We start from the raw sequence: 2360 nt of genomic DNA, 5'->3' as shown, positions 1-2360 counted from the left end.
ATTCTATATAATATATCGGCATTTTTGAGAGGAAACCTTAAGAGGCTTTTTTTGCGAAAAATATTTTCTTATTTTCCAGGAAGGCTTGATAATATAGCCTTTATAACTTCACCGAGAATTGCTAAAACAACTGTCATTTCTGACAGGTGCTTTTAAACAAAAAGATAGTTTGCGATAATGATGTGGGTTAACCGATATTAATCAAGCCTTGTTCAAAGGCAACGGCAACAGCCTGCGTCCTATTTACTGCATCAAGCTTTTGCATAATATTGGAAAGATGAAAATTTACCGTCCTTTCACTAATGTTTAAAATTTTCGATATCTCCCAGGATGTCTTTCCTTCTTTTACCCAATTAATTACCTCTTTTTCTCTTTGTGAAAGAATCCCTTTTTTCTGCTTCTCTGAGATTGCCGGTATGAATGCCTGATGAAAATGGGGAACAATATGTTGGAAAATAGCCTCTGTTCGTTTATTATGCTCAATAGATTCCCCTGCTATGGAAAACAAAGTCCCATTGGAAAAATTTGTTAACCTATTTGACATTAAATACAAATCTTCTTTATCCGCAATAACTTTATGTTTTATCCCCTCAGGAATTACAACAGAAATGTGGGGTGCATACTGGATTTCTTTGTCTTTTAAGATACCCTTGCCAATACCACTAATAATTTCATGTAATTCCCACCTGTCTTCGTGGATATGCTCACTTATTTCATATCCGGCATCTATCCTTACCAAACTACAACTAAATTTGCTATTCGTTGACTCGGCTTTTATAAGATGTTTGAAAAAAACACCTTTAAAAGCTGGATGGGCATTCCATTGTAAAATCCCTATCTCTTGTTCTTTGTCAAGGCAAACAACCTTGCCTTTTTCAATTTTCCTGACAATTTCGCTTGTTACCATTTTTCACCTCCCTTTATTTTCTTGTTATACAATCTTTTACTTGCTTATCTCTTTCCCTTTTTTCATATTTTAATGATACTCTCTTGTATTATAAAGACCAAGCCATCTTTACAATATCGCCTCCGACAAAATCGGCAATCATATACCTTCCTGAGCCGGTTGTCCCACAGCCACAAACCTCAATGAATTCACCGATTTCCTTTCCAATCTCATCCAGCCCCTGACAAACCGCCTCAATTGGCCTGCTTGCTGTGGCCAGGTATCTTCTTGCTACAACCTTCTTGTTTTTATCAATGGCAACAACATTTGTTGATACAGATTATAAAAACTAAAAACTTAAAACTAAAAACCACAGCCTACGGCACAAATCGTATTGGTTGAGAAATCTAGGATTGAGCCATCATCAGAAAGGTTAATCAGCTTGGAATCAGAACCTCCAATTTCTATAATTGTCCTTATCTCTTTGTTTAATTTAGAGGTTGCGATTGCTTGGCTGATAACCTCATTTATTGGAGAAATTCCAAAAAATTCACAAATTCCCTTTATCCCTGTTCTAAGTAAAGCCAACCAATATATCATCTGGGAAGCCCTTTATTTTTTCAAGCAATAAAGGAAGGGGATTTCCCTTGTGCCTGATGTAATAATCCTCAAGGAGTTATTATTCTCATCCAAAAGGGCTGTCGTTAAACTTATTGAACCAATGTCAATGCCGAGTTTCATAGCTACAAAAGCTCAACAACCCCCTTTGTAAAATTGATTTTGAGCTCATAATCGCTCAATAACTTTATTCCAATCAGAATGTCCTTACCCCCTCCAATTAAAGCTATTACCTCCCTTGTCTTGCCGCACCATCTTAAAAAAATAGGGGCAATACTCACTTTTGTTATGCTTCCATCAGCAAGCATAATAGGTTCTACCCCTGATATCTCAAGATTGAGTTCCTCAGCAAATTTTACTGGTAGGTAGATTTCCTCTGTAAATCCGGTGTCAATAACACAAGAAAAATCCTTTCCTATTTTCTCAATATCAAATAGGGTTACCTCTACCCTTGGGGTTAGGGTCTCATCAAGGTATCCTCTCAAAAACCCTTCCTCCGTAGCATCGCTGCCGTCTCATACCCTATTTTTACAAGGTAAAAAAGCTTGTCCGGGTAATTCTCTTTTGCCTTCTTTAGTGTCTCCAAAGAGTTCTCTCCAATATATGCCTTCTCTGAGTCAGGTTCAATAGCCGCATATTTACCCTTTAGTTTCTCCTCAAGCCACTTCTTCTGAAACTTGTGATAAACTTCATCACCTTTCTTCATAACCTTTTCTAATTCTTTAGATCTTTGTCGAGTAGACATTTTCTATAACCTCCTATATGTTATTTTATGCCCCTCACAGAACCGTGCTTGTGGATTTCCGCAACGTGGCTCTTCAGCAATGCTTCCTCTATACGAGGACAGGGCATATGT

At 37.3% G+C, this 2360-nt stretch carries 5 protein-coding genes; all 5 read right to left on the bottom strand.

Translation table 11 applies throughout. The annotated features are described in order from the left end of the window. Window positions 1-187: 187 nt before the first annotated feature. On the bottom strand, window positions 188-907 hold the full coding sequence (locus tag AB1630_12405; GenBank protein MEW6104593.1) for a LuxR C-terminal-related transcriptional regulator: 720 nt from the start codon (window positions 905-907) through the stop codon (window positions 188-190). Between the two features lie 342 nt (window positions 908-1249). After that, window positions 1250-1486, bottom strand: coding sequence for a hypothetical protein (locus AB1630_12400; GenBank protein ID MEW6104592.1), 237 nt, complete (start codon window positions 1484-1486; stop codon window positions 1250-1252). A 12-nt stretch (window positions 1487-1498) separates the two neighbouring features. Further along, complete coding sequence (locus AB1630_12395) at window positions 1499-1627, bottom strand: hypothetical protein (GenBank protein MEW6104591.1); 129 nt, start codon at window positions 1625-1627, stop codon at window positions 1499-1501. Between the two features lie 2 nt (window positions 1628-1629). Continuing rightward, window positions 1630-1989 carry a clan AA aspartic protease gene (locus AB1630_12390; GenBank protein MEW6104590.1) on the bottom strand — a complete coding sequence of 120 codons (360 nt, stop codon included), beginning with the start codon at window positions 1987-1989 and terminating at the stop codon, window positions 1630-1632. Next, window positions 1986-2210, bottom strand: a complete 225-nt coding sequence (locus AB1630_12385) for a hypothetical protein (GenBank protein ID MEW6104589.1) — start codon at window positions 2208-2210, stop codon at window positions 1986-1988. The genes AB1630_12390 and AB1630_12385 overlap by 4 nt, the downstream gene beginning before the upstream one ends. Window positions 2211-2360 lie beyond the last annotated feature (150 nt).

The sequence above is a fragment of the bacterium genome, from assembly GCA_040753555.1.
Lineage (GTDB): Bacteria > UBA9089 > UBA9088 > UBA9088 > UBA9088 > JBFLYE01.
This window is presented reverse-complemented; position numbering and strand designations above follow the sequence as displayed.

Coding starts and splice junctions, on each gene's coding strand:
- AB1630_12405 (MEW6104593.1), bottom strand. CDS start 907: ATGGTAACAAGCGAAATTGTCAGGAAAATTGAAAAAGGCAAGGTTGTT.
- AB1630_12400 (MEW6104592.1), bottom strand. CDS start 1,486: ATGATATATTGGTTGGCTTTACTTAGAACAGGGATAAAGGGAATTTGT.
- AB1630_12395 (MEW6104591.1), bottom strand. CDS start 1,627: ATGAAACTCGGCATTGACATTGGTTCAATAAGTTTAACGACAGCCCTT.
- AB1630_12385 (MEW6104589.1), bottom strand. CDS start 2,210: ATGAAGAAAGGTGATGAAGTTTATCACAAGTTTCAGAAGAAGTGGCTT.